This window comes from Vreelandella sp. F11 (genome assembly GCF_042466685.1).
Taxonomy (GTDB): Bacteria; Pseudomonadota; Gammaproteobacteria; order Pseudomonadales; family Halomonadaceae; genus Vreelandella.
In genome coordinates this window covers 1,216,306-1,243,193 of sequence record NZ_CP170448.1, presented here as the reverse complement: position 1 = coordinate 1,243,193, position 26,888 = coordinate 1,216,306, and the positions used below count along the sequence as shown (strand labels likewise).

22 protein-coding genes are annotated in these 26,888 nt (G+C 53.5%); 11 read left to right on the top strand and 11 right to left on the bottom strand.

From position 1 onward, the window contains the following. Nucleotides 1-4 precede the first annotated feature (4 nt). Both thiC and ACFIOZ_RS05530 read left to right on the top strand, forming a co-directional pair. Nucleotides 5-1,909: a phosphomethylpyrimidine synthase ThiC gene (gene thiC / locus ACFIOZ_RS05535; RefSeq protein WP_386082695.1), complete on the top strand. Its 1,905-nt coding sequence runs from the start codon at nt 5-7 to the stop codon at nt 1,907-1,909. Nucleotides 1,910-2,145: 236 nt separating this feature from the next. Next, a complete protein-coding gene (locus ACFIOZ_RS05530; RefSeq protein ID WP_386082694.1) occupies nt 2,146-3,858 on the top strand; it encodes a hypothetical protein in 1,713 nt (570 codons plus the stop codon). A 119-nt stretch (nt 3,859-3,977) separates the two neighbouring features. Here ACFIOZ_RS05530 and ACFIOZ_RS05525 read toward each other — a convergent pair whose 3' ends face one another. Both ACFIOZ_RS05525 and ACFIOZ_RS05520 read right to left on the bottom strand, forming a co-directional pair. After that, entirely contained in the window at nt 3,978-5,057 is a 1,080-nt protein-coding gene (locus ACFIOZ_RS05525) for an NAD(P)-dependent alcohol dehydrogenase (protein ID WP_386082693.1), read from the bottom strand. A gap of 352 nt (nt 5,058-5,409) precedes the next feature. Further along, nucleotides 5,410-5,550, bottom strand: a complete 141-nt coding sequence (locus ACFIOZ_RS05520) for a hypothetical protein (protein ID WP_386082692.1) — start codon at nt 5,548-5,550, stop codon at nt 5,410-5,412. Between the two features lie 442 nt (nt 5,551-5,992). Between ACFIOZ_RS05520 and ACFIOZ_RS05515 the strand changes: the two genes are divergently transcribed. Genes ACFIOZ_RS05515 through ACFIOZ_RS05505 form a run of 3 tightly spaced genes read left to right on the top strand, consistent with a single transcriptional unit; the run spans nt 5,993 to nt 10,963 of the window. Continuing rightward, on the top strand, nt 5,993-7,069 hold the full coding sequence (locus ACFIOZ_RS05515; RefSeq protein WP_386082691.1) for an HlyD family secretion protein: 1,077 nt from the start codon (nt 5,993-5,995) through the stop codon (nt 7,067-7,069). Next, a complete protein-coding gene (gene rbbA / locus ACFIOZ_RS05510) occupies nt 7,066-9,837 on the top strand; it encodes a ribosome-associated ATPase/putative transporter RbbA (RefSeq protein ID WP_386082690.1) in 2,772 nt (923 codons plus the stop codon). Before ACFIOZ_RS05515 ends, rbbA begins: the two co-directional genes overlap by 4 nt. 1 nt (nt 9,838) lies before the next feature. Further along, complete coding sequence (locus ACFIOZ_RS05505) at nt 9,839-10,963, top strand: ABC transporter permease (protein WP_386082689.1); 1,125 nt, start codon at nt 9,839-9,841, stop codon at nt 10,961-10,963. A 338-nt stretch (nt 10,964-11,301) separates the two neighbouring features. On the opposite strand, the gene arcC is transcribed toward ACFIOZ_RS05505, so the two are convergent. From arcC to ACFIOZ_RS05485, 4 genes are all read right to left on the bottom strand, one after another. Further along, nucleotides 11,302-12,231, bottom strand: a complete 930-nt coding sequence (arcC, locus tag ACFIOZ_RS05500) for a carbamate kinase (protein WP_386082688.1) — start codon at nt 12,229-12,231, stop codon at nt 11,302-11,304. A 45-nt stretch (nt 12,232-12,276) separates the two neighbouring features. Beyond that, nucleotides 12,277-13,287 (bottom strand): ornithine carbamoyltransferase, encoded by a 1,011-nt coding sequence (locus ACFIOZ_RS05495; RefSeq protein WP_096651642.1) that lies wholly within the window; start codon nt 13,285-13,287, stop codon nt 12,277-12,279. 11 nt (nt 13,288-13,298) lie between these two features. Continuing rightward, complete coding sequence (gene arcA / locus ACFIOZ_RS05490; RefSeq protein ID WP_096651643.1) at nt 13,299-14,555, bottom strand: arginine deiminase; 1,257 nt, start codon at nt 14,553-14,555, stop codon at nt 13,299-13,301. A gap of 131 nt (nt 14,556-14,686) precedes the next feature. Then, a complete protein-coding gene (locus tag ACFIOZ_RS05485; RefSeq protein WP_386082687.1) occupies nt 14,687-16,126 on the bottom strand; it encodes a YfcC family protein in 1,440 nt (479 codons plus the stop codon). Nucleotides 16,127-16,610: 484 nt separating this feature from the next. Between ACFIOZ_RS05485 and ACFIOZ_RS05480 the strand changes: the two genes are divergently transcribed. After that, a complete protein-coding gene (locus ACFIOZ_RS05480) occupies nt 16,611-17,225 on the top strand; it encodes an anion permease (protein WP_386082686.1) in 615 nt (204 codons plus the stop codon). A gap of 109 nt (nt 17,226-17,334) precedes the next feature. Here ACFIOZ_RS05480 and ACFIOZ_RS05475 read toward each other — a convergent pair whose 3' ends face one another. From ACFIOZ_RS05475 to ACFIOZ_RS05455, 5 genes are all read right to left on the bottom strand, one after another. After that, nucleotides 17,335-17,520, bottom strand: coding sequence for a CsbD family protein (locus ACFIOZ_RS05475; RefSeq protein WP_041157792.1), 186 nt, complete (start codon nt 17,518-17,520; stop codon nt 17,335-17,337). A 137-nt stretch (nt 17,521-17,657) separates the two neighbouring features. Beyond that, nucleotides 17,658-18,704 carry a DUF2955 domain-containing protein gene (locus ACFIOZ_RS05470; protein ID WP_386082685.1) on the bottom strand — a complete coding sequence of 349 codons (1,047 nt, stop codon included), beginning with the start codon at nt 18,702-18,704 and terminating at the stop codon, nt 17,658-17,660. A 52-nt stretch (nt 18,705-18,756) separates the two neighbouring features. Further along, nucleotides 18,757-19,818, bottom strand: coding sequence for an HlyD family secretion protein (locus ACFIOZ_RS05465; protein WP_386082684.1), 1,062 nt, complete (start codon nt 19,816-19,818; stop codon nt 18,757-18,759). 246 nt (nt 19,819-20,064) lie between these two features. Further along, nucleotides 20,065-20,574, bottom strand: coding sequence for a porin family protein (locus ACFIOZ_RS05460; protein WP_386082683.1), 510 nt, complete (start codon nt 20,572-20,574; stop codon nt 20,065-20,067). A gap of 77 nt (nt 20,575-20,651) precedes the next feature. After that, entirely contained in the window at nt 20,652-21,572 is a 921-nt protein-coding gene (locus tag ACFIOZ_RS05455) for an EamA family transporter (RefSeq protein WP_088700939.1), read from the bottom strand. A 190-nt stretch (nt 21,573-21,762) separates the two neighbouring features. Between ACFIOZ_RS05455 and ACFIOZ_RS05450 the strand changes: the two genes are divergently transcribed. The 5 genes from ACFIOZ_RS05450 to ACFIOZ_RS05430 all read left to right on the top strand — a co-directional run bounded on the left by ACFIOZ_RS05450 (nt 21,763) and on the right by ACFIOZ_RS05430 (nt 26,818). Continuing rightward, nucleotides 21,763-22,947, top strand: coding sequence for an acetate/propionate family kinase (locus ACFIOZ_RS05450; protein WP_386082682.1), 1,185 nt, complete (start codon nt 21,763-21,765; stop codon nt 22,945-22,947). After that, nucleotides 22,944-25,127: a phosphate acetyltransferase gene (pta, locus tag ACFIOZ_RS05445; protein ID WP_386082681.1), complete on the top strand. Its 2,184-nt coding sequence runs from the start codon at nt 22,944-22,946 to the stop codon at nt 25,125-25,127. Before ACFIOZ_RS05450 ends, pta begins: the two co-directional genes overlap by 4 nt. A gap of 274 nt (nt 25,128-25,401) precedes the next feature. Then, nucleotides 25,402-25,896, top strand: a complete 495-nt coding sequence (locus ACFIOZ_RS05440; protein ID WP_386082680.1) for a PAAR domain-containing protein — start codon at nt 25,402-25,404, stop codon at nt 25,894-25,896. 5 nt (nt 25,897-25,901) lie between these two features. Beyond that, nucleotides 25,902-26,462 (top strand): tlde1 domain-containing protein, encoded by a 561-nt coding sequence (locus tag ACFIOZ_RS05435; protein WP_386082679.1) that lies wholly within the window; start codon nt 25,902-25,904, stop codon nt 26,460-26,462. Next, a complete protein-coding gene (locus tag ACFIOZ_RS05430) occupies nt 26,459-26,818 on the top strand; it encodes a hypothetical protein (RefSeq protein ID WP_386082678.1) in 360 nt (119 codons plus the stop codon). Before ACFIOZ_RS05435 ends, ACFIOZ_RS05430 begins: the two co-directional genes overlap by 4 nt. Nucleotides 26,819-26,888 lie beyond the last annotated feature (70 nt).

Genomic DNA, 26,888 nt, shown 5'->3' with positions numbered 1-26,888 from the left:
CGTAATGACTAAGTCCGTCAACAATAGAACCAGTCACTTTTTAGCCGAAACCGCCCAGGTCGATGCCGCCGCCATTGCACCACTGCCCGGCTCGCGCAAGGTTTACATTGAAGGTTCGCGACCGGATATCCGCGTGCCCTTCCGGGAGATCTCACTTTCACCCACCAAAACCACCGGCATTGATGAAGAGAACCCGCCGCTGCTGGTGTACGACACTTCTGGCCCCTACACCGATCCAGAGGCTATCAACGATTTACGCAAAGGCTTACCCGCCCTACGCCGAGCCTGGATTGAAGAACGCGATGACACCGAGTTTCTCACCGGCCCCACCTCGGAGTACGGTAACCGCCGCGCCAACGACCCGACGCTGGCCCAGCTGCGCTTTGATTTAACCCGCACTCCACGGCGGGCCAAGCCGGGTAAAAACGTCACTCAGCTTTACTACGCGCGCCAGGGCATTATCACTCCGGAAATGGAGTTTATTGCCATTCGCGAAAACCAGCGTCGCCAAACGCTAGGTAGCGCAGAAGTGGAGCGTATTCTGGGCCAACAGCATAAAGGCCAGAGCTTTGGCGCCAGCCTACCAGAAGAGATCACACCCGAGTTTGTACGCGATGAAGTAGCCCGCGGGCGGGCGATTATTCCCAATAACATCAACCACCCGGAAAGCGAGCCGATGATTATTGGCCGTAACTTCCTGGTCAAGATTAACGGCAACCTGGGTAACTCCGCGGTGACCTCTTCTATCGAAGAAGAGGTGGACAAGATGACCTGGGGCATCCGCTGGGGCGCGGACACCATTATGGATCTCTCCACGGGGCAAAATATCCACGAAACCCGCGAGTGGATTCTGCGCAACTCGCCGGTGCCGATTGGTACGGTGCCTATCTATCAGGCGCTGGAAAAGGTCAAAGGAGTGGCCGAAGACCTCACCTGGGAAGTGTTCCGCGATACGCTCATTGAGCAGGCCGAACAGGGCGTGGACTACTTCACCATTCACGCGGGCGTACTGTTGCGCTATGTGCCGCTCACCGCCAAGCGTGTCACCGGCATTGTTAGCCGCGGCGGTTCCATTATGGCCAAGTGGTGTTTGTACCATCACCAGGAGAGTTTCCTGTATACCCATTTCGAAGAGATCTGCGAGATCTGCAAACAGTACGACGTGGCGTTCTCCCTCGGCGATGGCCTGCGCCCCGGCTCGGTGGCGGATGCCAACGACGAAGCGCAAATGGCAGAGCTGAAAACCCTGGGCGAACTTACTCACATTGCCTGGAAGCACGATGTGCAGGTGATGATCGAAGGCCCCGGCCATGTGCCCATGCACTTGGTGAAAGAGAATATGGATAAGCAGTTGGAGTACTGCGACGAAGCGCCCTTCTACACCCTCGGCCCACTGGTCACCGATATCGCCCCCGGCTACGACCACATTACCTCGGGCATTGGGGCGGCGATGATCGGTTGGTTTGGCTGTGCGATGCTCTGCTACGTCACTCCTAAAGAGCATTTGGGGCTGCCCAATAAAGACGACGTTAAAACCGGCATTATTACTTACAAGATTGCTGCCCACGCGGCGGATTTGGCCAAAGGCCACCCGGCGGCGCAGCGGCGTGATAATGCCCTCTCCAAGGCGCGGTTTGAATTCCGCTGGGAAGACCAGTTCAACTTGGGCTTAGATCCGGACACCGCCCGGGAATACCACGACGAAACCCTGCCCAAGGATTCCGCCAAGGTGGCCCACTTCTGCTCCATGTGCGGGCCGAAGTTCTGTTCCATGAAGATCAGTCAGGAAGTGCGCGACTACGCCAATGAGCACGGCCTAAATGGCGACCAGGAAGCGGTGATGAAAGGGATGGAAGAGCAGGCAGAGAAGTTTCGCCAGAAAGGCAGCGAGCTGTATCAGGAAGTTTAAATATAACTAACAGGTTCGCTGTGGAATGTGGCTCTTGCGTCTTAGCAAAACTCAAGGGCCACCTTTATTCTGCATAATTTTCTGACCTTTCCCTTGCTCAATCAGCTCTGAAGTAATAATAAATTTTCGCTTAAGTAGAGGTTAATTATACATTGCTCGTGTATGATTCCCATTTACGAGTGCTCTGTCAGACACGGCCCATTTAAAACCAATACCTTTCAAAGAACTGATTCCAGATGAAAACCAAACTTTCCATAGCGGTTACCCTTGCCCTATTCAGTGCTGGCCTGCTCAGCGGCTGCAGCGATGATAACGAGCCAACCGAAGCGGCAACGCAAGAGGAAGCGCCGAAAAATAACGCTGCACCAATGCTGAAATACGTTCCGGCTAACTCACCCTACTTCATGGCAACGCGCGAAGCCTTGCCTGAGCAAGATGCCTTTGATCTTTATCAGCGTATGCAGCCCATGACGACCCTTGAGTCGGATCTGGATGAACTGCGCAACACGCTGCCCGAGATAGAAGACGATGAAGTACTGCATTCGATAATGACGCTGTTAATCGCCACGGGTGAAGAGCTAATCGGGGTTGAATCACTGGAAGATGTGCATGCGCTGGGCCTCAAGATGAGCCCTCAGGCGGCTTTCTATGGGCTGGGTATTTTGCCTGTTATGCGCATGCAACTGCAGGATGAAGAGGCTTTTCGTGAAACGCTGCAGCGCATCCTGACCAAAGCAGACATCACCCCGCGCACGGCCACCACTAACGGCACCGACTACTGGATACTGACGCCTGAGGGCCCACTCCAGGCCATTCTAGTCATTGAAGACCAGCAGCTACTGGTATCGGTGGTGCCGCAGGATGCCAGCGATGAGCTGCTAGCGCAGGTGCTGGGTAAAACGCTGCCTGACAGCAGTATCGGTGATACCGATGCACTGGCAGAGCTTGAACAGCGCCATGACTTCACACCTTACGGTGCTGGGCAGATTGACTCCTCTCGGCTGTTTGATGAGCTAAGCAGCCCTACGCATTCAGGTACTCAAGCGTTGATGAATGCCGTCGATGGGGAACCTCTGGATCTCTCCACCTGCCAGGCAGATATTGACCGCATCACCAGCCGCTTCCCTGGTCTTGTCATGGGCATGCGTGAGTACAACCTCGACCGTATGGAGATGAACCTCATCCTGGAAACCGATGAGGCGATTGTCAGCGATCTACGCGCCCTGACCACACAGGTTCCGGGCCTTGGCAGCACAGATGGAATGGCCAGCTTTGGAGTGGGCCTGGATCTGCCTGTACTGCTTCAAACCGTTCAAAAATATGCGCAGGAAGTGCGTCAAAACCCGTTCAGCTGTGATGAACTGCAGGAGCTAAACGGCACTTGGGATGAAATTAACATGGCGATCAATAACCCGATCACCATGATGATTGGCCCGTCGTTGTCTGGCTTCAATGCTCGCATTGACAGTCTAACGATGAAAAACGGTGCACCCAACGGTGTTGGCATCCTCACCCTCGCCTCACAAAATCCGCTGGCGCTGCTGTCTACAGTGAGCGCTTTCATGCCGGAGATAGGGGCTCTTGGGCTTGAACCAGGCGGAAAAGCCAGGCAGGTCGAGAGCATGATGCTGCCACCTGACTCACCCCCGCTCTACGCCGCCATGTCTGAGACGGCGGTTGCGTTAGGCGTGGGTATTAGCGATTCAGCGGCACTGCAGTCAGAGCTACAAGCCTCCGCTTCGGAGCGTGATCTGCTATTTCATGGCCATATGACAGGCGAGTTTTATCAGGCCCTGGCCAATATTATGGAGCAGACACCGTCCGATGAAATAACTGCATCTGATATTGAAGTGCTCAAGCAGTATGGTGACGCTTACCAGAACACAGAGTACTGGTTCAGAGTGGATGACGCTGGGGTTGAAATGAGCTTCTCGCTGGAATTGAATTGAGATTAGGCTGCGTCCGTTATTCGAAATAACCCGCTTTTGGTTGTATAAGTGAATGCTATACAAGTGCTCGTTAGCGGGTTTTCGTTGATAGACTGACTGCTGAATGTGGCGTTGATGTCTTAAGAGACCTCAAGCGCCACTTTCAATACGCCGTCGCGTTGGTGGGCGAAGAGATCGTAGGCTTCGACGATATTCTCCAGCGCGTAGCGGTGGGTGACCATGGGGCCAAGATCCAACCGACCGGCGGCGATGATGCTCATCAGTCTGCGCATGCGCTCTTTGCCACCGGGGCATAGCGAGGTAATGATCTTGTGGTCGCCAAGACCAGCACAGAAAGCGCCTAGCGGAATCGTTAGATCTTGGGAGTAAACGCCAAGGCTTGATAGCGTTCCACCGGGTTTTAGTACGCGCAGAGCGGATTCGAACGTCTGTTGCAAGCCGAGTGCTTCAATGGCGGAGTCGACCCCGCGCCCACCTGTGAGCCTGAGAACCTCCTCGACTACATCGACCTTGCGAAAATCCAACGTTACATCAGCGCCCATCTGCTTAGCCATTGCCAGGCGCTCATCAACACCATCTACGGCAATGATCATCCCCGCCCCACGCAGCCGCGCTCCAGCGGTCGCACATAGCCCAATCGGGCCTTGAGCAAACACCACCACCGTGTCGCCAATTTTGATACCGGCAGCTTCAGCGCCAGCAAAACCGGTTGACATAATATCCGGACACATCAGCACTTGTTCGTCAGTCAGGCCGTCTGGCACCGGCGAGAGATTAGCCTGGGCATCGGGCACCAGCAAGTATTCCGCCTGGGCGCCGTCAATGGTATTGCCAAAGCGCCAGCCGCCCATCGGTTTATAACCGTGGCTGTGGTGGCCGCCATCTTGCGAGCAGCAGTCATCCTGGCAGGCGTAGGAGGTAAAACTGGGACAGATCGCACCAGCGATAACCCGCTGCCCCTCTTGGTAACCCTTAACGTTGGCACCCAGTTTTTCGATAACGCCCACTGGCTCATGGCCGATGGTTAAGCCGCGCTCTACTGGATATTCGCCTTTTAGGATATGGATATCGGTGCCGCAGATCGTGGTGGTGGTCACGCGCATTAAGGCATCGTTGGGGCCAATCTCGGGGATGGGTTTATCATCAATTTCGATACGGCCAGGTTCAACGAAGATGGCCGCTTTCATCATGGTAGGCATGGGTCGCTTCCTCAGTGAGGGGAGTCATGGCACCTCACCATTAAGGCATAGCTGAAAGCGAGTAAGATTGCGCTGGATCAAGCTTTACAATACTCAATAAACTGGCACTGCAATGCCAAAGGCCCAACTCTACCTCAATTGAGCTTAAATTTCTTACACAGCGGAGCTGGCGTCGGTTGAACGAACTCCGGCATCTTCCCAGTCTACCCACGGCTCGTATGAAGCTTCGGTGCGCGAGCTGGCACGAGCAACAAACCGCTTATTGCGCAACACTTTGAGCGCAAATGCGATGTGCCTTAGGCCGCTCTGTATGGCAGTCATCAGCAGATTCCATGGTTAGTGCACTTAGGTGCTAGATCGAGCCAAGCAATAGTATGAAACCCACTACCGCGATACTCACCCAGAAATTAGCGCCCGAGAGAAACTGCACGCCGCGCTTAACATCGGAGGCCATCGAAAGCGTCGCCGCACTCATATTCACCGCAGTAATCAACTGACGGCAAAAGTAATTTCTCTTTTATCCTCGCGAGGATAAGTTTCCATCAATTAAAACCAGCCAGCTTGTTTTTAATTGATTCAAATCAAAATTTATATTAACAACACTAGGATAATTGAAAAGGTTTCCTAATTTATCCTAACGTTTTTACTTTGAGTATGGCGGCAACATTGGAAGTTTCATTTTTTTATTCTCCAAGAACACAGTATAAGCTTGTGCTGTCGTTGGCTGACGTCTCCCTCACAACGATTCACCCCTTATGTGGAGCTGCCCTCCCACTAGCAAGATAGGCTCGCAAGCTCATCAGCAACACCAACCACTGCCGATATCGACTGGGTTCAGGCCAAACTTGCTGAGCTATGGCAGCCATCTCACTGATGCTGTGGCTCGACACAGAACATTCACCTATTAACCGACTGCCAACCGTGGATTCGATATCATGAAGACAAGCAGCAGAAGCAAGTTGATCAAGAGTCTGGTAGCCCTTGCCGCTATCAGTATCGTGGCTTGGTTGGTCTGGCGGGAACTGCAGCCAGATGGCCCAGGCAAGGGTATCACTAGAGGCAACGGACGTATTGAAGCCACTGAGATAGATATTGCCACCCGCGTCGCTGGCCGCCTCGCCGAGGTATTGGTCGAGGAGGGAGAGTTCGTCGAAGTCGGCCAAGTAGTCGCCCGCATGGATACCGCCACCCTAGAGGCCGATCTGGCCCAGGCCAGAGCACAGACTCGCCGGGCCGAGAACGCCCTGGAGACAGCCAGAGCCATAGTTGCCATGCGCCAGAGCGAACTGGAAACCGCGCGAGCCGTAGTCAACCAGCGACAAGCTGAACTGAATGCCTCTCGAAAGCGCTACGAGCGCTCGGCTGAATTGGTGGAGCGAAACGCCATCTCTCGCCAGCAATTCGACGATACCCTAGCCGACTACCAAAGCCAGCAGGCCGCCCTGGCTTCGGCCAACTCCCAGGTGCTCTCTGCCCAGGCTGCTATCCGCGCTGCCGAATCCCAGGTTATTGAAGCTGAGTCGGAAGTGGAAGCTACCCGGGCCGCCATCCAACGCATCGAGGCCGACCTGGACGACAGTGAGCTGAAAACTGACCGCTTGGCCCGAGTACAGTACCGGGTGGCCGAACCGGGCGAGGTGCTCGGCGCCGGAGGCAAAGTACTCAATCTGGTCGACCTCACCAAGGTCTACATGACCTTTTTCTTGCCCACTAGAGAGGCTGGTCGAATTGCCATCGGTGACGAGGTACGACTGGTGCTGGACGCCGCCCCCGACTATGTAATCCCCGCTCAAGTCAGCTTCGTAGCCAGCACCGCTCAGTTCACCCCCAAAACCGTGGAAACCGAGAGCGAGCGGGAAAAGCTGATGTTCCGAGTTCGCGCTCAGATAAATCCAGATCTACTTCTCAAGCACATCAATCAGGTCAAGACAGGACTGCCGGGCATGGCTTACCTGAAGATTGAGGAGGAGGCGCCCTGGCCCGACCATCTTGAGGTCAATGTTTCACCATGACCCCAGAGAAGCTCACCGTCGCCTGCGTCAGCGCCCTAACATTGCGTTACGGCCGTATCACGGCACTTGACGCACTAGATCTGGAGCTGCCGGCTGGCTGCATGATCGGCCTGATCGGCCCGGATGGTGTCGGTAAATCCAGCCTGCTAGCGCTACTCGCTGGCGCTCGCAAGGTGCAAGAGGGCGAGGTCACCGTGCTAGGTGGTGACATGCGTGACAAGCAGCATACCAGCCGCATAGGGCCACGTATTGCCTACATGCCCCAAGGGTTAGGTAAAAACCTCTACCCCACCCTCTCCGTGGAGGAGAATCTACAGTTCTTCGCCCGGCTATTCGGCCACGGGGCCAGGGAGCGTCGTCGTCGCATTGATGACCTGACTCGCAGCACCGGGCTACACTCGTTCTTGACGCGCCCTGCCGGAAAGCTCTCTGGCGGCATGAAGCAGAAGCTCGGGTTGTGCTGTGCGCTGATTCACGACCCTGACTTGCTGATTCTTGATGAACCCACCACTGGCGTAGACCCGCTAGCACGTGCTCAGTTCTGGGACTTGATCACCCGTATCCGCGTTGATCGCCCGCAGATGAGCGTGATAGTTGCAACGGCTTACATGGACGAAGCACAGCGTTTCGACTGGCTGGTGGTGATGGATGCTGGGCGGATACTCGCTACCGGAACTTCCCAGGAACTGTTTGAGCGCACCGCCAGCGACTCACTGGACGCCGCCTATATCGAGCTGCTGCCGGAGGAGAAAAAGCGCAACTATCAACCTGTGGATATTCCCGCGCTGGAAGTTGGTGCCGACACCGACATCGCTATCGAAGCCCAAGGTTTGACCATGCGCTTCGGCGACTTTGTTGCCGTTGACCATGTTAGTTTTCGTATCCGACGCGGCGAAATCTTCGGCTTCCTCGGCTCCAATGGCTGCGGCAAGTCAACCACCATGAAGATGCTCACCGGCCTGCTGCCCGCCAGCGAAGGCCAAGCTTGGCTGTTCGGCCAGAAGGTCGACCCCCGCGATATCGACACTCGCCGACGAGTCGGCTACATGTCCCAGGCTTTCTCACTGTATGGCGAGCTCACGGTACGCCAGAATCTGGTGCTGCATGCCAATCTGTTCCAACTTTCAAAACACGATATCTCCTTACGTGTCGCGGAGATGGTCAACCGCTTCGAGCTCGACAATGTACTCGACGACCTACCGGAAAGCCTGCCACTTGGCGTGCGTCAGCGGCTCTCGCTGGCAGTAGCAATGGTTCACAAGCCCGAGTTATTGATACTCGATGAACCCACCTCCGGCGTAGATCCCATCGCTCGCGACAACTTTTGGCGCCTGCTGGTCGAACTGTCTCGACGTGACCGGGTGACCATCTTCATCTCCACTCATTTCATGAATGAGGCCGAGCGCTGCGACCGCATGTCGATGATGCACGCCGGCCGTGTACTCGACAGCGATACACCGGCGGCGCTGGTCGAAAAGCGCGGCGCGGCGACACTCGAAGAAGCGTTTATCGGTTACTTACTTGAGGCTGGGGCCGATCAGGAGAGCTCCGCGTCACAAGCCACATTACAAGTGTCTGGCAACGCACCGACAACATCCCCTCTCACTGAAGTAACTCACTTTAATGCACCGCGCCACCGGCGTTTCAGCTTGCAGCGCATGCTTAGCTACATGTGGCGCGAAATCTTGGAGTTACGCCGAGACCCGGTGCGTGCGGCCCTGGCGCTGGTCGGCTCGCTGATCCTGATGTTTGTGATTGGTTTCGGTATCAGCATGGATGTGGAGGATCTCCCCTACGCCATCCTCGACCGCGACCAAACCTCGCTTAGTCACGATTACGCGCTGAACCTCTCCGGCGCACCTCACTATTTCATTGAGCGCCCGCCCCTGACTGACTATGCAGAGCTTGATCGCCGCATGCGCAGCGGGGAACTGGCCCTGGCGATCGAGATTCCTCCGGGATTTGCACGTGACGTGATGCGCGGTCGCCATGTAGCGATAGGCGCCTGGATCGATGGCGCCATGCCCCAGCGCGCTGAAACCGTGCAGGGCTATGTCCAGGGCATGCACCAACAGTGGCTGCAGGAACAAGCACGGCAGTCTGGCATCGCAGCCGGTTCAATGGCGGCCAACATTGAGAACCGCTACCGCTACAACCCTGATGTCCAGAGCCTTCCGGCCATGGTACCTGCGGTGATCCCATTGCTGTTGCTGATGCTCCCGGCCATGCTTACCGCGCTCTCGGTGGTGCGTGAAAAAGAGATGGGGTCGATCATCAACCTCTATGTCACCCCGGTCACTCGAGCCGAGTTTCTGATCGGCAAGCAAATTCCCTATATTGGCTTGGCAATGGTCAACTTCCTGTTGATGACCGGGCTTGCGATCACCCTGTTCGGCGTACCTATCACCGGCAGTTTCCTGACACTGGCACTTTCGGCGCTGGTGTTCTCCGTCATCGCTACCGGCATGGGCCTGCTGGCCTCGACCATCACCAAGAGTCAGATCGCTGCCATGTTTTTTGCCATGATCGGCACTCTAATCCCCGCTACCCAGTTTTCAGGTCTGACCGACCCCGTCTCATCACTGGATGGCGTCGGCCGCTTCATCGGCAATATCTACCCGGCAAGCCATATGTTCACCATCAGTCGCGGCGTATTCAGCAAGGCGCTAGACCTTCGCGACCTTATCGGTTCGTTCTTACCGTTGCTGCTGTCGGTTCCCGTGATCATGGGAATGGCGATCATCCTACTCAAAAAGCAGGAGCGTTAAGATGCGCCAGATTGCCACTATCTTTCGTCTCGGCATCAAGGAGTTCTGGAGCCTGCTGCGAGACCCGATCATGCTGGTGCTTATCGTCTACGTGTTCAGCATCGCCGTCTACACCTCTGCAACGGCGATGCCCGAGACGCTGAACAACGCTCCTGTAGCTATCGTTGATGAAGACGACTCGCCGCTCTCCGCAAGGATCACTACGGCCTTCTACCCTCCCCAATTTGTGAAACCGAAAATCATCTCGTTTCCAGAAATGGACGCGGGGCTGGATGCTGGAGACTATACCTTTGTGCTGGTCATTCCCGCCAATTTCCAACGCGACGTGCTGGCCGGACGCACCCCCGATCTCCAGCTCAATATCGACGCCACTCGTATGAGTCAGGCCTTCTCGGGCAACCACTATGTACAGCAGATCGTCATGGGCGAGGTCAATGCGTTTGTCCAGCGCTACCGCACAAGCGCTATACCACCGGTAGACCTAGCCCTGCGCGCGCGTTTCAACCCTGGGTTGGAGCAGTTCTGGTTCGGTTCGCTGATGTCGATTATCGATAACGTCACAATGCTTTCCATCATTCTCACCGGTGCCGCACTGATCCGCGAGCGTGAGCACGGCACCATCGAACACCTATTGGTTATGCCGGTCACTCCGACGGAGATCATGCTGGCCAAGGTGTGGTCGATGGGGGTGGTGGTCTTGCTGGCCGTGACCCTTTCGCTCACCTTCGTTGTGCAGGGCCTGCTGCAGGTACCAGTGGAGGGCTCGGTTGCCCTGTTCCTGGCGGGAACCGCACTGCATCTGTTCGCTACCACCTCAATGGGCATCTTCCTGGCTACGCTGGCCCGTAGCATGCCGCAATTCGGCATGCTGATGATCCTGTTTTTGCTACCGCTGCAAATGCTCTCAGGGAGTGCCACACCACGTGAAAGCATGCCCGAGCTCGTCCAGAACATCATGCTCATCGCCCCCACCACGCATTTCGTCGAGCTCAGCCAAGCTATTTTGTTCCGCGGCGCTGGCTTCGATGTCGTCTGGGGCCAGTTCCTGGCGCTCATCGTGATTGGTAGTGTGCTATTCACCATTTCCCTGGCCCGTTTCCGTAAGACCATCAGTCAAATGGTCTGAAGTTAATCACTCCCCATCAAGCAGGTGCCCTTTTGTACACCAAATTGCTCGTACCAATCGACGGCAGCCATACATCTCTTTTGGCTTTGTTCCAGGTAAGCTAACTAGCAACATTGGCTGTCGCCAGCATTGAGCGAATTCTTCATGTTGTTAATGCACGGAAGTACTCCAATGGGTTTGAAAGCCTGCGTGCGTATGCAGCTTTGTACTAATTCTCACAACACAGCTTCTTCGACTTAGTTAATGTATGCCTCATCGGTATCGTGTCAGGCTACATCACGACGAATATTTAACCGAAGGCGATCTGGGTGATTAACGTATTGCCGCACAGAGACTCACTAACGAAAGCTAATACCCTGTATGCCAGTGCTGACTCTTGTACCTGCGACTCCCTGAAGGATTTCTTCGATATCAGACAAAGAGCCAATAACAGCTTCCTTACCGGTATTTCTGCTGTAGCTGCAAGCCGCTGCTATTTTTGGCCCCATGGAACCCGCCTCAAACTTCATGCCATTGAGTACGTCCGGATGAGCACTCGCAATTGCTTTGTGGTTTGGCCCATTCCAGTCGACATAAGCAGCATCAACATCTGTCGCAATGATCAGTAAATCTGCCTGTAGTTGCTCAGCTAGCAGGGCTGAGCAGAGATCTTTATCGATTATGGCCTCAACGCCATGCAGCTTATTATGTTCATCATAAGTGGTAGGAATGCCTCCGCCTCCTGCACAAATGACGATGGCCCCTTTTTCCAACAACCACTTTATTGGGAGAAGCTCAAAAATTCTATTGGGACGGGGACTGGCCACTACACGGCGGAATTTATCGCCATCAGGGGCAATACTCCACCCTTTTTCCTTCGCTAGGCGTTCGGCTTCCTCTGCTGTGTAGACGGGGCCTATGGGCTTACTAGGGTGCTGAAAAGCGGGGTCATTCAGGTCAACCTCCACCTGCGTTAACAGGGTGGCCAGTGGCACCTCAAACGGCAGCAGATTGCCAAGCTCCTGCTCGATCATATAGCCGATCATGCCCTCAGTTTCCGCACCTAAAACATCCAGAGGATAGACACTAACATCTGTGTAAGCGGCCCCTTGCAGGGCCAGCAATCCAACCTGAGGGCCATTGCCATGGGCGATGACCAGTTCATTATTTGGCGCAATCTTGGCAATTTGTTCACACGCGATTCTGATATTTCCACGTTGAGCCTCTGCTGTCATTGGCTCTCCCCGGCGTAGTAAAGCATTTCCACCCAGTGCAACAACGATACGCATAGACCGTCCTCCTTGATCCCCAACGGCATAATTAACCACAGATGATCAAACCCCACCCAAGGTGGCAACAAGCAGCGCTTTGATAGTGTGCATACGGTTTTCCGCCTGCTCAAATGCAATACAAGCGGGCGATTCAAAGACCTCCTCGGTCACTTCGATGCCATTTGCCAAGTGCGGATACTGGTCGGCAACCTGCTTGCCGATTTTAGTTTCCGTATTATGGAAAGCGGGCAAGCAATGCATGAATTTTACGCGCGGATTACCGGAGAGCTGCATCAATTTACTGTTGACCTGATAAGGCAATAACTGCTCGATACGCTCCCCCCAGGCCTCTACTGGCTCGCCCATTGAGACCCAAACATCCGTGTGAATAAAGTCGACACCTTTAACTGCCGCTACTGGGTCTTCGGTCAAGGTAATAGTGGCGCCACTTTCATCAGCGAAGCGCTGACAGGCATCAATGTGCTCTTGGTGAGGCCACAACGCCTTGGGCGCAGCAATACGCACATCCATGCCAAGTTTGGCACCAATGAGCAGCAACGACTTTCCCATGTTGTTATGTGCATCACCAACATAGGCATAGCTAATCTGATGGAGTGGTTTGTCCGTGCTTTCCCGCATGGTCATCACATCAGCTAGCATCTGAGTCGGGTGATACTCCTCAGTCAGACCGTTGTATACCGGTACCCCGGCATATCTGGCCAGCTCTTCGACAACCTCCTGCTTAAAGCCACGATATTCGATAGCATCATACATACGCCCCAACACCCTGGCGGTATCCTTCATGCTCTCTTTATGGCCAATCTGTGAGGATCCTGGGTCAATGAAGGTAATGTTGGCACCTTGGTCATAGGCGGCCACTTCGAAAGCACAGCGAGTACGGGTCGAGGTTTTCTCGAAGATCAATGCAATATTCTGCCCCTTGAGAAGTTGCTGCTCCGTACCGGAGTACTTGGCGCGTTTGAGGTCGCGGGCAAGGTCGAGCAGATAGCAAAGCTCTCGCTCGCTGTGATGCATTAGGCTTAGCAGGCTACGGTGATGAATGTTAAATGCCATGGTGGGTGCTCTCAGTAATCAATGGGGTCACGAATGATTGGGCAGGTCATACAGTGGCCGCCGCCACGGCCACGACCCAATTCGCTGGCGCTGATGGTAATCACTTCCACGCCTGCCTTACGTAGCAAGGTATTCGTGTAGGTGTTGCGGTCGTAGCCAATGACAACACCGGGCTCCAGTGCCACGACATTGTTGCCGTCATCCCATTGCTCACGCTCTGATTCAAAGCTGTTGCCACCTGTTTCAACAACACGTAAAGCGGGCAATCCAAGAGACTCTGCCACCACATCAAGGAAGCTACTTTCTTCTCGGCGTACATCAATACTGCCTGGGCGGCTCTCATCGGGCCTCAGACTGAACGCGACGATGTTGCGCACGACGTCAGGAAAAATCGTCACCAGATCATAGTCACAGAAGCTGAAAACGGTATCCAAATGCATGGCCGAGCGAGATTTAGGCAGACCTGCAACAATGATTCGCTTGGCCGCGCCAGCAGAGAATAACGCCTGCGCTACTTGACCAATGGCCTGACGGGAGCTGCGCTCGCCCATTCCAATAAGCACCACCCCGTTGCCTATCGGCATCACGTCTCCACCCTCCAGAGTCGCTAAGCCATGGTCGACATCAGGATCACCGTACCAAACCTTAAAATCGGCCTTTTCAAACTCAGGATGGAATTTATAGATCGCCGTGGTAAGCAGCGTTTCCTGACGCCGAGCTGGCCAATGCATAGGGTTCAGTGTTACACCGCCGTAGATCCAGCATGTGGTATCCCGAGTGAACTGAGTGTTCGGCAAAGGCGGCAGAATAAAGCTTGAATGGCCCAGGTAATCGCGGAACATCTTAAGTATTTCACCACCCTCGGAGCCCGCCATATCACTGCCTGATACCCCACCGATAAGAAATTCAGCTAGCCGACGCGGCTCCATCTCATCAAGCCAGGCACGCACCTCATCCTGTAGCCCTAGACCCACCTGATTAGCGGTAATCTTACGATCCAGGAGCCAACTGCGAGCTTCGGGAAGCTTCAGCGTATCCGTCAATAGGTTGTGCATCTCCAGCACTTCCACGCCCCGCTCACGCATTTTTGTCACAAAATCAAAATGATCACGCTTGGCTTGGCTAACCCACAGTACATCGTCGAACAGCAAATCATCACAATTACTCGGCGTCAGACGCTGATGAGCCAACCCAGGTGAGCAGACCATTACTTTATGCAGTTTGCCTGCTTCGGAATGGACACCTAGCATTCGGGTATTGGTAGACATCACGTTTCTCCTTTGCATGCCGGTAGGCATGTATCGTTAAGCTTGTGGCCCGGTAACTTGTAGCCCAGTAATTTGTGGCCTAGTCATTTGCGACTTAGCAGCTTGTGGCCACGGCCAACATTGAGAGCCTTTCAGCCCAGCAGAGCTGCCAGACTCAAACACACCAGAATGATCACTGTCAGAATCAACAGCAGCGGCCACATGAATCGCAGCCAACGCTCATAGGGCACACGTCCTATTGCAAGCGCCCCCATTACCACGGCAAAGGTTGGATTGATCAGATTCACTAATCCATTCGCCGACTGATAAGCGGTCACTACCAAATCTCGTCCTACCCCAGCGAAGTCCGCCATAGGTGCTAAAACAGGCATACTCATTACCGCTAGGCCTGATGAGGAGGGAACAAAAAACGACATCATCACTTGCAACCAATACATCACATTGATGAAGGCAACACTGGAGAGGCCGCTCACACGCTCTTCAGACCAGTGCAAAAGCGTATCGGTGACTAAGCCAGCATCCATGATGACCACAATCCCCCTGGCCAGGCCGATGATAAGCGCGACCCCCAGCAGCTCTTTGGCACCACCGACAAACGATTCGACAAAACGTACTTCACCCAGGCGGGACACGACGCCAACTACCAGGCTGGATGCCAGGAAGAGTGCCGTCATTTCTCCCATCCACCAATCTTGCGCCAGTACACCCCACACCATAATGAGGAAGGTGCAAGCGAATAGAATGAGCACTAGCTTACGGGTACGCGTAAACGGCAATGTTTCCGCGTCGCGCTGGCTTAGAAAGTACTCACGATCCGCTTCATACTGATCACTAACAATTGAGGCTTTGGGATTACGGCGAACACTCGCCGCATAACGCATCACATACAGAACAGTGGCCACGAAGCACAGCGTCAGTATCACTAGCCTTAGAACAAGGCCATCGGTGAAGGGGATGCCTGCAGCATCGGATGCGATAACCGTAGCGAATGCATTGACTGTCGAGCCCAACACACCTACTCCCGCCCCCAGCAGAATAATGGCAACGGCCGTTACTGAGTCATAGCCAGCAGCGATGATGATAGGAATTAGCAGCATGTAGAAAGCCAGTGTCTCCTCGGCCATTCCATAGGTGCTGCCCCCCAGGGCGAACAGCCCCATTAGCAACGGAATGATCCATTTTTCATGCCCCGCCATGCGTGTCATGGCTCTCCCGATTCCCGCATCAATCGCACCGGTTGCCGTCACAACCCCAATAAAGCCACCAATAATGAGCACGAAAAGCGCCACATCGATTGCATTAGCCGTATTGCTCTCAGGGTCGTAAAGCCCTGCAATTGGGGCCATTAACACATCCCAGGCATTTTGTGGATTAGGTTCCACCTGCTGATAGCTACCCACAACGGTAACTTCGCGCCCCAGCGATTCATCAAATTCCCGCTCATACTGGCCTGCTGGTACGAACCAAGTCAGCATTGCAGCCAAGATTGTCAGGCTAAATAAAATGGTAAAAGCCGTTGGAAAACGAAAGCTTTTCACTTTCTTATTACCATTCGTTGGTATGTTATCCATTGCCCTCTCCCCTATAAGTTATCGTCCCCTGCTTTTTTACGGGTTAAAAAAGCTATGACCACGACACAAACCAATCAACATTAGTCTTTTACTTATCAACTATAGCCCTGCTTCATTATAAAAAGTTGACAAACATCAAGAAACAAAAAATAAATAAAAAATTATCAAAAAAACAAATATTTAAAAACATTTCCAATAAAGTATTTATCTTGAGAGATACCCAACCACCCATATAAAAGGGCATTCATTCAAAAGTTCTTTCCATTGAGCCAATCTTGACATAGAGCAAATTATCGAGCGCCTCCTAGATTTAGGCTAAAATAGAAAAAAATACACTTCTTTGTTCTTTGAGTTCTAGTCGCGAGCACGGCACTATTACTTATCTCATGGAGCTACTCCCAGGTTTGGTCGCCATCCTGGCTATGCCCTATACTCTTTACCTGCTTTATCCGCCGGACATTAAACAGACACCCATGCCACACAGATGACGCTGGATAAACTTGCCGAAATGGGTAAGATCAGCCGGGACGAAGGCATTATGCTGTTTGCCTTCTTGGTGCTATTACTACTAAGGGCGGATATCCCAGCACTATTTTTGGGAGACTCGGTCACCCTTAACACCACAACGTCGACGTTTATTGGGCAATCGATACTGCTGCTGAGCGGCGTATTAATCTGGGATGATGTGCTGGCGGAAAAGAACGCCTGGGATACCCTACTCTGGTTCGGCGCTTTAATCATGATGGCAACCCAGCTCAACCAGACCGGCTTGATCGATTGGTTCTCCACTAACATACAGAACTGGATCACTATGATGGGCATCGCCTGGATGGAAGCATCTGCGCTGCTGGTGCTGACCTTCCTCTACACCCACTACTTCTTTGCCAGCACCACCGCGTATATCACAGCCATGATGGCGGTTTTTCTGACCGTTGGGTTAACGCTCGGCGCACCGCCCATGCCGTTCATGCTTATTATGGCCGCCACTTCCTCCATCATGATGACCTTAACTCACTATGCCACGGGCACATCGCCTGTCACTTTTGGCTCGGGCTACCTAAGGCTAGGCGAGTGGTGGAAGCTACTGGGTCACGACTAAGCAAACTTCTCTAGGCTATTCCCAAACAGAAAATGGGAGACGGAAGTTTCCAGGCCGCATAAACACCAACAGGGGGCCGAAGCCCCCTGTTGGTGTCAGGATTATATAACTAGCGCTGTTTTTTCTGGCTCTCCTTGGCATCGCCTTTGCCTTTTTGCAGTTCGCCTTTCGCCTGCTGGGCCTTACCTTTGGCTTCTGTTTTGCTGCTACCCGTTGCCTTGCCCGCGGCTTCTTTCACTTTGCCTGCTGCTTTATTGGCCGTTCCTTTCGCTTTATCTTCTTTACCAGTTGCCATGACGAACACCTCTAATCCGTTAGTAGGGAAAGTGCCGTATGAGAAAGGTGCCAATAGCACGGCTAATCACATGTCGGCACACTCATCAGAGTAGCCTGTATTAAAAAAGTTGCGCTGATTTATTGATGTCAGGATTTTTATGGCCGGTTGCTTGCGGGTAAACGCGTTGGTGTCCAACGGTTTAACACAACGTGTAAGCAAGCCATGGTCAGCAGTGTGAGGGTCAGTGCAACACTCATTGACGAGAACCGATAGAGCGCGCTGTACACCAGATCCTGCTGCGGGCCTAGTGACTGGCCAAACAGAATCCCCAGGGTGGTCAGCCCACCAAAGCCGATCCCCGAACCTCCCCCTTCATGAATATGCTCCCGAGCGAAAAGCATTAACCCCAGCCAGTAGAGCAACACCACCAGCAAAAAATGGTGGCTCTGGGTATATAGCAGCAACTGCATGAGCAGCGCCAAATTGCACCCCAGTAGCGTTCCTACGGCGCGTTTGGCGGCGGATACTTTCGCTCCAGAGTAGCCCAGCGTAAACAGCACCAAAATGGTGGCCATCTGCGCAGAAAGCGACCCTTGCAAGTCGAACACCTGAAACACCACAAACGAGAGCGTGGCGGTTAATCCTCCAATAAGGGTTTCATGGCGAATTTGCGAAGATGTCTTGGTGGCCCTCGGTGGTGGCTGACGGGCTTCTACATCGGGAAACAGCGTATGCATCAGCATGGCAATAAACACTGCTAAACCACTGGCAACCAGGTTACTGGCCAGTAAATCGCTCAAGTCCACATTAGGGTAGCTGGCGAAGTGCAGCAGAATACTGAGTGTCAGCACGCCATTGGCGCCAAACAGAAACAGCGGCCCTTTCGCCATCAGATTAAAGCGAAACAGAAAGATGCCCAGCACCACCAGGGTCATCACTACCGGCATATGTTTGAGTAACCCCACCACCAGGCTGACTTCGAGCACGTTGATCGATACATTGGCTAAAAACTGACGAATGATATGCCCATTGAGTACCGGCACCATACCCAGTAAAAACATCGGGAAAACGGTAAAAAATACACCGTAGTTCCAGCCCATCAGTTGGCTAACTATAAACCCCAGCGTACCGCCCCCGGCCACTCTAAGGCACTGACGCAAGCCATTCTTTGAGAGTTCGGGCTTGCGCCTGGTGGCCGCCATGCTAGGGGATCGCGATCTGGCCAATCTTTTTTTAATACACGCCAATCTTTTTTTAATACACATAGTGCAGCCAGCTAATGAGATGTGCCTGTAACCATACAAAAGGCTTGGCCAGGACAGTATCACCGGGCTGAAGCTGAACCGTGGCACGGGCGCCGCTGGGTAATAAGTTCGCGATTGGCTGAGTGAGCGCCAGGTGTACGCGCATACGCTGGGCATCGCGCACCCAACGATCAGTGGTGGGAATATCGGCCAGTTGCCCATCGGCAGCCAACTGCCCTTCGCGGACACCGGCATCCATGGCGAGAACTTGGGCATCAAATACATGGCCGGGCCAGGCATCAAACACTATTTTTGCTGCATCGCCGGGCGCCACATGGCGCAAACTCTTTTCACGAAAATCGGCAATGATATCGACCGCATCCGCCACTACCGCTACCGCGGGCTGTCCCGCCTGAACATAGTCACCAACCTCTAGCTGCAGGTTGGAAACACTCCCGGCTTGTGCGGCGCGCACCTGAGTATGGGCAAGATCCAACTGCGCTTGGGAGAGCGCGTTTTCCGCTTGGCGCAAACGCAGGTTCGTTTCGCCGGCATCGCCCAATTGCACTTCCAGGCTGACTATTTTAGCCCTGGCTGCCGCCACACTGGCCTGTGCGGTACGCTCAGCAGCCACCTGCTGCTCATATTGTTGGCGCGATACGCTCTGCTGCGCCACCAGGGTTTCGGCACGACGTAGCTCGCCCCGACGTTCGGCTGCCGTCGCTTCAGCGGATGCCAGCTCCGCTTGGGCAGAGGTAAGCTCCGCTTCCAACTGGGCATTCTCTCGCTCGGCCTGTTCGCGATTAAGTTGCGCCTGCTCAACGGCTAAACGAAACGGCGTCGGGTCGATCTGAAACAGCACATCACCTTTAGCCACATGTTGGTGATCACGCACCAACACCTCGCTCACTGGGCCACTCAGTTCGGGCGCTATACGCGTTACCGGCCGCATCACCCGCGATTCGGGGGTCATGGGCATAAAGCTATCGGCCACCAGAAAATAGATAAAAAGCAGTACAAAGGCAGCAAGGGCTATTTTCACCCAGCGGGCAAATGTTTGATCAGGGGTCATGCAGAACTCACTTGTTAGCCACCAGGCAACTGCCTGGCCAGCGCCTCTATACGGGCGCGTATCGTGTAGGAAATAGCATAGGGGACTTTAGTCTAACAATTAATTAGCTTGCTAACAATATATGTGTACTTATTCACTGCATCAACGCGCCATAACAAGTTATAAAAACAAAAAACCCCATGGCATAAAGGCCACAGGGCTGAGTACTGAGTGCTTAGTGATTCGCTACACTTTCAAGCCAACGATTTAGAACCGATAACGTAGACCAACGCTGGCCGCATCAAAGGTGTAGTCAGATTTATCCAGGTAGCGCATGTAATCGGCATTCACCGACAAGTTGGGAGCTACGTCCATTTCAGCGCCGCCACCGTAGGAGAAATCACTCTCCCGGTTATTACTAACCTCAACTTCCGTGAAGCCTGCTAAACCGTATAACCGCACTTCAGGCGCCACCGGAAAAATCCCTTTTGCATAAGCGCCAGCTAAATGATCCAGATCAGCGCCACCATCTGAACCGCCCGTGCCTAAATGCCCTTCCAGCGCAAAGTAGTCATTAAATTGAGCGCCGCCACGCAGGCGTAAGCCCACGTCATCACGGGAAGAGCCCCTGTCTGGATCCAGGCTCCAGAACATGGCATCGCCACCCAAGTAAGCTTGCGGATAACCGAAGGACTGTTGTGCTTGAGCACTCGTTGCAAATGCGCCTGCACCTACCAGGAGTACCGCCGATGTAAGTGACAATAGAGACATCTTCATAGCTTGTACCTCAGTTAAAAAACAGTGTTTCCTTACGCTTTTGTATTGTGATTCATAACTATGGAGAACGCAAACATTTACCGCCCCTTGGATAAACTCAGCACGACAATTCCCCCAACGACGACGGCCCCGCCGACCAGTTGGCCAGGGCTGAGCATTTGCCCCAACACGAAGTACCCCAGCACCAAGGAGGCCACCGGTTCGATATTCATCACCGGCGCGTTGCGCGCCATATCGAGTCGCGGCACAAAAATAAACAGCGTTGAGAATGCCGAGCCATACAGCAGGCCCAGAAGCGTTAGTCCAAGCCAGCCAGTGCTGTTATCCGGCAGGCTCATTCCTCCAGGTACCACTCCGGCGATGCCGCCAATGATCATGACGATAAACACCGTTTGCATGGTCAATAGGCTGCGCAGCGTGCTGCCCACACCCGCCAGGCGGTGTTCGGTGACCCACAGCGCGCAGGCAAAGACGAAGGCCGCCATCAATCCAAACCCGATGCCCGCGATCCACCCTGGCCCCATGCCATCGGCGCTGGCGATCCATGAAGGGATATCCAGCACCACCAGTAAGCCGATTAGAATGGTGCCCATAATCAGGCAGCTGCGCAGCGTCGGCCGCGGACCGCCCAGCGCCCAACTGAGCAGTGCCAGTTGAATCGGAAAGGTATTGACCAGTAGCAGCGCAATCACCACCGGCAGCCTGGCCACGGCCGAGTAGAGGCTAACGCTCTGAATCGCGATTAGCAGCCCCACCGCAAGCTGCCAAGGCCAACTCCCCGCAGGCAGCCAGAGCCGCTTTTTCTGCACGATAACGAGTGCCACCAAAATCAGGCAGGCAACCCCTGAACGGGTTAATACCGCCAGTAACAGCCCAGTACCGTTATCAAACGCCAGCCGCGCCGAGACATGATTGGCGGCAAACATAGTGGCCACGGTCATCATTAACAGAATGGCCAGGTGACGCGGCAGTAGTTTAGGCAAAGGGGACGCTGACATAAGAACAGAACGGCTCATTAAGGGAGTAAGAAGGTGTAAGGTGAATACCAGGCGTGTAGCCATCAATAGCCCAGCATGCCTCGCTTTTACATAGAAGGCTAACGAAATTCAGGCGCTGCTTTTCCGCAGCGCAGCATGTTAAACTAAAGTCTATCTCTTTGCTCACTAACCTCCTAGCGAAAAGGTTTTTATGAACGCACCGGTGCTGGTAATTAACTGCGGTTCCTCTTCGATTAAATACGCGTTGATTGACTCAGACCCTCAGGCACCGCGACTCGAAGGCATAGCAGAGCGCTTAGGTAGCCAGGAAGCACGCCTCAAGGGCAAAAACAGTGCCGGTGAGCGTTTTACACAGCCACTTCCTGAGGCTGACCATACCCAAGCGCTTAACGCCATTCTTGAGCGTATGGAGGGACGATTACCAGCGGCGGTGGGCCATCGCATCGTGCATGGCGGCGAGCATTTCACCCAAGCTGCACTTATCGACGATAGCGTCATCGCGGCTATCCAAACCACCGCGGCGCTTGCCCCTCTGCATAACCCCGCGAATTTGGCGGGCATTGCAGCGACCCAGCACGTTTTTCCGGAGCTGCCCCAAGTGGCCGTGTTTGATACCGCTTTCCACCAAACCATGCCGCCGCGTGCTTACCGTTACGCTCTGCCTGAAAGACTCTACGCTGAGCATGGCATTCGCCGCTATGGCTTTCATGGCACCAGCCACGCTTACGTTAGCCAGCGTACCGGTGAACTGAGTAGCCGTGGCGCAGGCGGCTGGCTGACCGCCCACTTGGGTAATGGCTGCTCCACCAGTGCGGTTTGGAACAATCAAAGCCAGGACACCAGCATGGGTCTTACCCCCTTGGAAGGCTTGGTAATGGGCACCCGCAGTGGCGATGTTGACCCTGGTCTGCACGCCCACCTGCACCGTCAACTAGGCTGGTCGTTAGACAAAATTGATGACGTGCTCAATAAAGAGAGCGGCCTACTAGGGCTTTCAGGCTTAACCAACGATATGCGCGAAATTGAGGAGGCATCCGAACAGGGCCACGCCACTGCTCAGTTGGCAATAGAAGTATTCTGCTACCGGATCGCTAAATCGCTAGCAGGGCTCTCCTGCGCGCTGCCCCAGCTCGATGGGGTTATTTTCACCGGAGGGATCGGCGAAAACTCGCCCATCGTGCGCCGTCATGTATTGTCACTGATGCCCCACTTCGGCTTCGCGTTGGATAACGCCGCTAACGAAGCGACTATCCGCGGCAAAGAGGGCAAGTTGGATAGCGCTGGACACCAAGGCCCCCAGGTATGGGTAATCCCTACCGATGAAGAGGGCCGCATTGCCATGGAAACCCGTCACTGCTTAGAGACACCTGTATGACTAACCACCCCGACCAGCCACAAGCGATTCTACTCGTGCCCACCAGCCAGGGCGTCGGGCTTACCTCCGCCTGCCTGGGGTTAATTCAGGCGCTGGATACCATCGGTTTGAAAGCCGGTTTTTTAAAACCGTTTATGCAGAACGAGCTGAACGGCCCAGGCCTGGATCGCTCCACAGCACTTGTCTCCCGGGCGCTGAGCCAGCGCCCGCCGTCACCGATTTCCCAGGCTCGTCTGGAACGCTTGCTGCGCGACGACCAAACCGATGAGCTGATGGAGAATGCCGTCGAGCTCTATGATCAGGTTGTTCAGCAGGCCCACCGCGATGGCAGTACCCTAGACCTCGTCGTGGTAGAGGGCGTGGTGCCCACCCAGCACACCACCTACGCCACCCAAACCAACGCCCAGCTCGCTAACGCGCTTAATGCGCGGATTATTCTTGTCGGATCGGGTGACTTAAACGAGCCCCAGGCGCTGGCCGAGCAGCTTGATATGCACGCCCGCAGCTTTGGCGGGGTTAGCTCCAGCCGCACCCTGGGCGGTATTTTGATGCGTATGAAGAACCTGCCTTATGCTCAGGAAGACGATCTTTCTGCCGCCCCCGGCACCTTCAAACCGCAGCTGGAAGAATCGGTACTCACTGAGCTACGCCAGTACTCCCCTGCCCTGGCAACCGATAAATTCCACCTGATTGGGGTGGTGCCTTACAGCAAAACGCTCAGCGCCCTGCGCACCCTGGATGTGGCCCGAGCGCTTAATGCCAAATTGTTGAACGAAGGTGAGGCGGCCAGCCGTCGGGTACTCTCCACCAGCCTCTGCGCCCGCAGTGCTGCCAACGCACTACATATTTTCACTCCTGGTAGCTTGGTAGTGGCCTCCGGTGACCGCGATGATGTGGTGCTGGCTTCGGCGCTCGCGACCATGAACGGTGTTCAGCTGGCAGGCGTCCTGTTGACCAACGGCTTTATGCCTAATGACAACATGATTGAAATGTGCCGCCCCGCGCTCAAAACGGGCCTACCGGTATTAGCAGTAGAGACCGACAGCCTGACCACCGCGCAGCACCTCAGCCAGTTAAGCAGCGAAATCCCCATGGACGATTTCGAGCGCGCCGAACAGGTGGCTCGCTACGTTGCCGCTCATATTGATCTTGAGTGGCTGAAAGAACACCTGAGCAGCGGTTATACCCGCCGCCTTTCGCCTTCAGCATTTCGCCATCAGTTGGTTAAACTCGCCCAGTTGGCTAAAAAGCGCGTGGTACTACCAGAAGGTGATGAGCCGCGCACCGTAGAAGCGGCAATCATCTGTCAGCGCCGCGGCATTGCTGACTGCGTACTGCTGGGTAAGCGTGACGATATCGAAAACGTAGCGCGTAACCGCGGGCTAACGCTGCCCAAAACGCTGACGATCATCGACCCCGAGAGCAGCCGCGCACGCTATATTGGCCCGATGGTTGAGCGTCGTCGCGGCAAACTCAACGAGCTAACCGCCGAAGCGCAGCTGCAAGACAACGTAGTACTCGGCACCATGATGCTGCAGTTGGATGAAGTCGACGGGCTGGTTTCCGGCGCCGTACACACCACCGCCAACACCGTGCGGCCAGCGTTTCAGCTGATTAAAACCGCGCCGGAGTATAATCAAGTCTCGTCGATCTTCTTTATGCTGCTCCCCGAGCAGGTAGTGGTCTACGGCGACTGCGCAGTGAACCCCGACCCGGACGCTGAAACCCTGGCCGAGATCGCCCTGCAAAGCGCCCGCTCCGCTGAGGCCTTTGGCATAGAACCCAGAGTGGCCATGATCAGCTACTCCACCGGCGACTCCGGCACTGGCGCCGATGTGGATAAAGTCCGCGAAGCCACCAGGATTGCTAAACAGCGTGCGCCGCACCTGGCCATCGACGGCCCGCTACAGTACGACGCCGCCGCCATCGAGAGCGTGGGCAAGCAGAAAGCCCCTGACTCGCCGGTGGCGGGTAAAGCCACCGTGTTTGTATTCCCCGACCTCAACACCGGCAATACCACCTACAAGGCCGTGCAACGTAGCGCCCGGGTGGTGAGCGTTGGGCCCATGCTGCAAGGTCTAAACAAGCCGGTGAATGATCTCTCCCGCGGTGCGCTGGTCGACGACATCGTCTATACCATCGCCCTAACCGCGATTCAGGCCAGCCAGCGGGAAGGATAGGATAGACTAGACCTAGGTCAATAGCTTTTATTTCTAAAATCCAACCGTTCCAAGCAGCTATCTGCTCGGGGTGGTTGGTTAGTAACCATATCTTCTCTTAACTCTAGTCTAGCAAATTCTCTTAGCCATAAGGTTACACAAAAGCACTAAGAAAAATAAACTTAGACCCTTCTGATATAGAAAAACCAGACAATACGGTTTTTTTTATTAACTTAAGCTTATACACTAAGTATTGTGTACATTCAGGTACCATTGAAGCAAAAGGAGAATACTATTGGATCAAGCAAAAGTAGGAGACCTCGTAGCATGTAGCTGCAAAGGTGGGCCCCATAAAGTAGTAGAAGGGGCTAACTCAAGCACCCTAGACGGTACGCCAGTTGCTAGAGTGGGAGATAGATGCTCATGTGGCGCTACCATCACATCAGGGCTAGGTTGGTTTCTAATTGAAGGACTGCCTGCAGCTATAGATGGCAGCACTACTTCGTGTGGAGGAAAAGTTATTGCTAGCTCTAGCAGCAAGACTGGCGCCCCTACTGGTAGCGAGAGAAGTTCGCTTTCAAATTTAAAAAACATTACAAAAAATAAGTATAACGAAAAATTAAAACTTCTTGATCCCAGAGGAATTCCTTTTGCATATCAAAAGTATGTAGTTGTGCGTAAAGATGGAACGAAAGAATACGGTCAAACCAATGAATATGGTGTAACACACCTAGTCCAAGATCATGATTCTCCTGAAAAAATAAAAGTCTCATTAGTTATTAAAGGATAAGTCTTGTGGATGATACAGAACTACAGCTAATTGATACTGAATTATTAGCAGAAATAGGAGAGCTAGTAACAACAAGTAATAAAAACACGCAACCAGTCGAAATTGTGGCAGAACATGTCATTAGGTTTGAGTTTCACATTTCTATTGGTAAATTATTTATTGTCACCCCCAGCTTCTCAATGACTATAGATGCCACAACTGGCAATGGGGAGTGTTTAAATAACAGCTCCATTGAATGTCAAAGAGCCGCTTGGGAAGGACCTTTGCCTGTGGGAAGCTATGAAATTCGAGAAGAAGATTTAAGTGACCCAGGGCTATTGAAGGGAGCCTACCGAAATTTAAGACATGGAGATTGGGGTGACTGGAGAATCAGGCTGTATCCTCAAGAAGAAGTTGAATTCGATTTATATGGTAGAGATAACTTTTTCCTTCATGGTGGTTCTCTCCCTGGCTCTGCAGGCTGTATTGATATAGGTGGAGGTTTGCTAGGAGACAAGGACACTGACACTGTAAAAACAATTATCAGGATGTCAAAAGAGGCTATTCCTGTCGAGGTACTTCCATGAAGTTATTAACATTATTCTCAATTTCATTTTTTACACCTATAGCACACTCTGAAGTTTTAGATAAAGTAACAACACCCCAGTCTAGCTTATTAATGCTAGCCTTTTTACTTTGTGTTTTTTTATTATTAACTAAGTTTAGAAAAAGTTGGATTTTTTGGCCATATGTCGCAGTGCTTTCTTTTCTAATCCTAGGAAATGCTGACTTTATTTTTAATGATGAAGTGTTCCACATGGCTAGCCGTGAGCATGGTGGCCCAGGCTATATGGCATATATTTACTTTGAATTGTTATTTAATATTTTGATGCTTATACTTTCGTTTGTTCTTTACTTTAAGAAAAAGCGAATTAGAGACTGACAGTATTCAACAATTTCCATCTCCCAGCGAAAAACCTAAAACACTATAATCTACCCCATAAAAAAACGCC